This is a genomic window from Anaeromyxobacter oryzisoli, from assembly GCF_022690765.1.
In the GTDB taxonomy this organism is placed as follows: Bacteria; Myxococcota; Myxococcia; order Myxococcales; family Anaeromyxobacteraceae; genus Anaeromyxobacter; species Anaeromyxobacter oryzisoli.
Window position 1 is genome coordinate 1 of record NZ_JALCZA010000144.1, and the last position, 4,652, is coordinate 4,652.

5 protein-coding genes are annotated in these 4,652 nt (G+C 75.9%); all 5 read left to right on the forward strand.

Annotation, left to right across the window (positions count from 1 at the left end; all coding sequences use genetic code 11):
• Positions 1–90 precede the first annotated feature (90 nt).
• A complete protein-coding gene (locus tag MNZ27_RS22790; RefSeq protein WP_242396365.1) occupies positions 91–690 on the forward strand; it encodes an anthranilate synthase component II in 600 nt (199 codons plus the stop codon).
• A complete protein-coding gene (trpD, locus tag MNZ27_RS22795) occupies positions 687–1,700 on the forward strand; it encodes an anthranilate phosphoribosyltransferase (protein WP_242396361.1) in 1,014 nt (337 codons plus the stop codon). Before MNZ27_RS22790 ends, trpD begins: the two co-directional genes overlap by 4 nt.
• Positions 1,697–2,476 carry an indole-3-glycerol phosphate synthase TrpC gene (gene trpC, locus MNZ27_RS22800; RefSeq protein WP_242396362.1) on the forward strand — a complete coding sequence of 260 codons (780 nt, stop codon included), beginning with the start codon at positions 1,697–1,699 and terminating at the stop codon, positions 2,474–2,476. Before trpD ends, trpC begins: the two co-directional genes overlap by 4 nt.
• Positions 2,473–3,126: a phosphoribosylanthranilate isomerase gene (locus MNZ27_RS22805; RefSeq protein WP_242396363.1), complete on the forward strand. Its 654-nt coding sequence runs from the start codon at positions 2,473–2,475 to the stop codon at positions 3,124–3,126. The genes trpC and MNZ27_RS22805 overlap by 4 nt, the downstream gene beginning before the upstream one ends.
• Before the next feature lie 205 nt (positions 3,127–3,331).
• A partial coding sequence (gene trpB, locus MNZ27_RS22810) for a tryptophan synthase subunit beta (protein WP_242396364.1) occupies positions 3,332–4,652 on the forward strand: 1,321 nt, incomplete at its 3' end.

A 4,652-nucleotide genomic window follows, 5' to 3' on the forward strand; every position in this document is an offset into this window, starting at 1 on the left:
GAAGCCCGCCCCGGCCCCCCGGGCCGCCCGCGGCGGGCGCGGGAAGGTCGCCGCGCGACGGCCGAGGCCCCGGGCGCGCGGGGGGCGGTCATGACGCCGCGGGTGCTGCTCGTCGACAACTACGACTCGTTCACCTTCAACCTGGTCCAGTACCTCGGCGAGCTCGGCGCGGACGTGTCGGTCTTCCGCAACGACGAGATCGACGTCGCGGGGATCCGCGCCCGGCGTCCGGACGGCCTGGTCCTCTCGCCGGGGCCGTGCACGCCCGACGAGGCCGGCGTGACGCTCGAGGCGATCCGCGCCCTGGCCGGCGAGCTGCCGATCCTGGGCGTCTGCCTCGGCCACCAGGCCATCGGCCAGGCGTTCGGGGGCAGGGTCGTCCGGAACGCCCGGATCGTGCACGGCAAGTCGAGCCCGGTGCACCACCGCGGCGCCGGGCTCTACGCCGGCGTCTCCGAGCCCTTCCAGGCCGGCCGCTACCACTCGCTCGTGGTCGAGCGCGAGTCGCTGCCCGCGGCCCTCGAGGTGACGAGCTGGACGGCGGAGGGGGAGATCATGGGGCTCCGCCACCGGACGCTGGAGGTGGAGGGCGTCCAGTTCCACCCGGAGTCCATCCTGACGACCGAGGGGAAGGCGCTCCTCGGCAACTGGCTCGCGCGGCTCGGCGGCGCGGCGGAGGCACAAGGGTGATCCAGAAGGCGATCGCGAAGCTCCTCGAACACGAGGACCTCACGCGCGAAGAGATGTCCGCGGTGATGAGCGAGGTGGCCGACGCCGCCGCCACGCCGGCCCAGGTCGGCGCGTTCCTCGCGGCGCTCCGCGTGAAGGGCGAGACCGTCGAGGAGATCGCCGGCGCGGCCGACGTGATGCGGGCCCGGGTCGATCCGGTGCGGGTGGACCGCGAGGTGTTCGTGGACACCTGCGGCACCGGCGGCGACTGCCGGAACACGTTCAACATCTCCACGACCGCCGCGTTCGTCGTGGCGGGCGCCGGCGTGTGCGTCGCGAAGCACGGCAACCGGGCGGTCTCCTCCCGCTCCGGCTCCGCCGACGTGCTCGCCGCCCTGGGCGTGAACGTGGACGCGCCCAAGGACGTCGTCGAACGATCGATCTCCGAGGTCGGGATCGGCTTCCTGTTCGCGCCGCGGCTCCACCCCGCGTTCAAGGCGGTGGCCGGCATCCGGCGCGAGCTCGGGGTCCGGACGATCTTCAACCTCCTCGGCCCCCTCGCCAACCCCGCCGGCGCGCGGTACCAGGTGCTCGGCGTCTACGAGCCGCGGTGGGTCCCGGTGCTCGGCGGCGTCCTCGTCGCCCTGGGCGCGGTCCACGCCTTCGTCGTCCACGGCGAGGGGCTCGACGAGATCACGGTCACCGGCATGACGCACGTCTGCGAGGTGAAGGACGGCCGCCTCGAGCGGTACGCCCTCCGCCCAGAGGACCTGGGGCTCGCGCGCCACGAGGAGCGGGAGATCGTCGGCGGCGACGCCGAGCGGAACGCCCGGATCCTCACGGACGTGCTCGACGGGCAGAAGGGCGCGCCGCGAGACGCGGTGCTCGCGAACGCGGCGGCCGCCCTCGTCTGCACCGGCGCGGCCAAGGATCTCGTCGAGGGGGTCCGGGTCGCCGCCGGGGTCATCGACGGCGGCGCCGCCCGCGAGAAGCTCTCGCGCCTCGTCGAGGCGACGGCGGTGGCCGCGTGACCGTCCTCGGACAGATCATGGCGCGCAAGGTCGGGGAGATCGCGGAGCGCCGTCGGGCGTTGCCCGACGCGGAGCTCGCGGCCCGCCTGAGGGACGCGCCCCCGCCCCGGCCGTTCGAGGCCGCCCTCTCCGCCCCCGGCGGCCCGCTGCGGATCATCGCCGAGGTGAAGCGGGCGAGCCCCTCCGCCGGCGCCATCGAGGCGTCGCTCGACGCGCCGGCCCAGGCCCGCCGCTACGCCGCCGCCGGCGCGGCGGCCATCTCGGTGCTCACCGACGGGCCGGGGTTCGGCGGCTCGCTCGACGACCTCCGCGCGGTGCGCGCCGCCGTCGAGACGCCGCTCCTCCGCAAGGACTTCGTGGGCGACCCCTACCAGCTCCTCGAGGCGCGGGCGGCCGGGGCCGACGCCGCCCTCCTCATCGTGGCGGCGCTCTCGGAGGACGGGCTGTCCCGGCTCGTCGATCGCTGCGGCGAGCTCGGGCTCGCCGCGCTGGTCGAGGTGCACGACGAGCGCGAGGCCGACGCGGCGCTCCGCGCCGGCGCGCGGATCATCGGCGTGAACAACCGGAACCTCAAGACGATGACGGTGGACCTCTCGACGTCGGAGCGGATCCTCCCGCTGCTGCCCGAGGGCGTGAAGGGCGTCGCCGAGAGCGGGGTGAGGACCCCCGAGGACGCCCGCCGGCTCAGGCGGGCCGGCGCCGCGAACCTGCTCGTGGGCGAGGCGCTGGTGCGGGCCGCCGACCCCGGCGCGCTGATCCGGGAGCTGTGCGGGTGAGCGACGCGGGTCGACCCGGCGCGGGGCGGGGCGGCACGCCCCGTGTAAAACTCTGCGGCTTCAGGCGCCTCGACGACGCGCTCGCCGCGGCGGCGCTCGGCGCCGACGCCCTCGGCTTCAACTTCTGGCCGCGGTCGAAGCGCTTCGTCGAGCCCGCCGCGGCGAGGGCGATCGTGGCGCGCCTCCCGCCCGGCGTCACGGCGGTGGGCGTCTTCGTGGACCCGACGCGCGAGGAGCTCCTCGCGGCGATCGCCGCCTCCGGCGTCGGCGCGGTCCAGCTCCACGGCGACGAGCCGCCCGCCCTCTGCGCCGGCCTCCCCGTCCCGGTGGTGAAGGCGATCCGGGTGGAGGGCCCGCGCTCGCTCGCGGCGCTCGCGTCGTACGAGGTGTCGGGGTTCCTCCTCGACTCCCCGTCGCCGGGCTACGGCGGGAGCGGCGCCGCGTTCGACTGGGCGCTCGCCGCGGAGGCCGCCGCCAACCGGCGGGTCTGGCTCGCGGGCGGGCTCACCCCCGAGAACGTCGCCGAGGCGATCCGGGCGGTCCGGCCCTTCGGCGTGGACGTGGCGAGCGGGGTCGAGTCCGCCCCCGGCGTGAAGGATCACCAAAAGATGAAGCGGTTCATCGAGGCGGCGCGAGGAGCGGTTCGATGACAGCGGCACACGAGGTGGGGGGACCCCGCCGCATGGCGGGGGGAGGGGCACAGCCCCTCCGCGCGGGGACCGCGAGCGAACCCCGCGAAGCGGGGCGCGAGCGGTCACGGGCCCCGCGCAGCAGGGGTGGGGCCCTGACGCCCTTCGACATGCTCAGGGCGGCGGGGCGGGGCGGCACGCCCCGATCACAACCCGGAGCCATGTCATGACCAGCATCAGCAGCGCGACGGCGTTGCCCGACGAGCGCGGGCGCTACGGCGAGTACGGCGGACGGTTCGTCCCGGAGACCCTGGTCCCGGCTCTCGAGGAGCTCGAGGCCGCCTGGCGGGCGGCGCGCGCCGACCCGGCGTTCCAGGCCGAGCTCGACGAGCTGCTCGAGCGGTACGCCGGGCGCGAGACGCCGGTCTCCGAGGCGCGGCGCATGAGCGAGGACGTCGGCGGCTGCCGGGTCCTCCTCAAGCGCGAGGACCTCTGCCACACCGGGTCGCACAAGCTCAACAACACCCTCGGGCAGATCCTGCTCGCCCGCCGGATGGGGAAGAAGCGGATCATCGCCGAGACGGGCGCCGGCCAGCACGGCGTCGCGACCGCCACCGCGGCGGCGCTCTTCGGCCTGCCCTGCGAGGTCTACCAGGGCGCCCTCGACGTGGAGCGGCAGGCGCTGAACGTCTTCCGGATGCAGCTCCTCGGGGCGCGGGTGATCCCGGTCGAGGCCGGCTCCGCCACGCTCAAGGACGCGATGAACGAGGCGCTCCGGGACTGGGTGACGAACGTCCGTGACACCCACTACATCATCGGCTCCGTGGCGGGCCCACACCCCTACCCCGCGATGGTCCGGGAGTTCCAGTCGGTGATCGGGCGCGAGGCGCGGCGGCAGGTGCTGGAGCTCGCCGGCCGCCTCCCGGACGCCGTGGTCGCCTGCGTCGGCGGCGGGTCGAACGCGATGGGGATCTTCAGCGCCTTCATCGAGGACGAGAGCGTCGATCTCGTGGCGGCGGAGGCGGCCGGGCTCGGCCTCTCCTCCGGGCGCCACGGCGCCTCCCTCGCGAAGGGAAGCCCCGGGGTGCTCCACGGCTCGCGCAGCTACGTCCTCCAGGACGCCGACGGCCAGATCCGGGAGGCGCACTCGATCTCGGCGGGCCTCGACTACCCGGGGGTCGGCCCGGAGCTCGCGTACCTCCGCGACCGGGGCCGGCTCACGCTCCTGCCGCAGACCGACGCCGAGGCGCTCGACGCGTTCCAGTACCTCGCCCGGCTCGAGGGGATCATCCCGGCGCTGGAGAGCGCCCACGCGGTCGCCGCGGCCCGCAAGGTCGCGCGCGAGGTGGGGCCGGGCGGCCTCGTCCTGGTGAACGTCTCCGGCCGGGGCGACAAGGACGTCGAGCAGGTCCGGAAGATGCTCGCCGGCGACACGGGCTGGCGGAAGCCCGCCGCGCCGCGCGCCGGCGGGCGGAAGGGGGCCGCGCGCAAGCCGGCCGCCCGGCGCGCGCCCGGGAAGGGCGCCGCCTCGAAGCGCGCGGCGGCCG

Bases quoted from the DNA above. Each gene is read 5' to 3' on its own strand.
- MNZ27_RS22790 (WP_242396365.1), top strand. From the start codon at position 91: ATGACGCCGCGGGTGCTGCTCGTCGACAACTACGACTCGTTCACCTTC.